The organism is Hymenobacter coccineus (assembly GCF_001816125.1).
Lineage (GTDB): Bacteria > Bacteroidota > Bacteroidia > Cytophagales > Hymenobacteraceae > Hymenobacter > Hymenobacter coccineus.
Genome location: NZ_MDZA01000291.1, coordinates 1 through 775, shown reverse-complemented (window position 1 = coordinate 775; position 775 = coordinate 1). Strand labels below are relative to the sequence as shown.

Genomic DNA, 775 nt, shown 5'->3' with positions numbered 1-775 from the left:
AGGTCTGCTGCCATTGTTGAGGTGGTCTAGCTAAGCCGGACACAATTGGGACGTGGTTTGGAGTTGGGTTTCGAAGTGGTTGGGGGCGAGGTAACCGAGGGCGGAATGACGTCGCTCGGCGTTGTAATAGGCGATGTGGTGGCTGATTTCAAGCCGGGCTTCCATCAGGTCCGGGAAGCTGCCGCCGTCCAGTAGTTCGGCTTTGAAGCGGCTCCAAAACGATTCGGCATGGGCATTATCGTAGCAGTTGCCGCGCCGACTCCTGCGCTGCACGGCGCCATTGCGGGCAAGTATGTTCTTAAAGCGCGTGGCCGAGTACTGACTGCCCTGGTCGGAGTGCACCACGAGCCCCGCCGGGGGCCGGCGCACGGCCAAGGCCCGGCGGAGTGCCTCGCTGACCAGGTCCTCGGGCATGGCGAAAGCGCACGTCCCAGCCGACGATTTTGCGCGAGCAGCGATCGAGCCACACGGCCAAATAAAGCCAGCCGCCGCCCTGGCGGGGCAGGTAGGTGATGTCGCCGACCCAGACCCGGTTGGGGGCGGTAGGGGCCGGCTGGCCGAGCAAGCGGTTGGGCGCGGCGCGCATGGCCGGGTCCGAATCGGTGGTGCGGGGTACGAACGAGCGTGGTTGCTGCGCGCGCAAGCCGTGCGCGTGGAGCACGCGCCGAATGCGCCAGCGGCCCACCGCGTGGCCCTGGGCTTGCACTTCGGCCCGCAGTCGACGCGTGCCATCGCGCTGGCTGTGGTAGGCAAAGGACTCGCGCACCGCTACTTG

The 775-nt window shown here is 66.6% G+C and carries 2 protein-coding genes; both read right to left on the bottom strand.

The annotated features are described in order from the left end of the window. Positions 1-30: 30 nt before the first annotated feature. Positions 31-414: an integrase core domain-containing protein gene (locus BEN49_RS26345; protein ID WP_070744878.1), complete on the bottom strand. Its 384-nt coding sequence runs from the start codon at positions 412-414 to the stop codon at positions 31-33. After that, positions 299-766, bottom strand: coding sequence for a DDE-type integrase/transposase/recombinase (locus tag BEN49_RS30970; protein ID WP_369073216.1), 468 nt, complete (start codon positions 764-766; stop codon positions 299-301). Before BEN49_RS30970 ends, BEN49_RS26345 begins: the two co-directional genes overlap by 116 nt. Between the last annotated feature and the right edge of the window lie 9 nt (positions 767-775).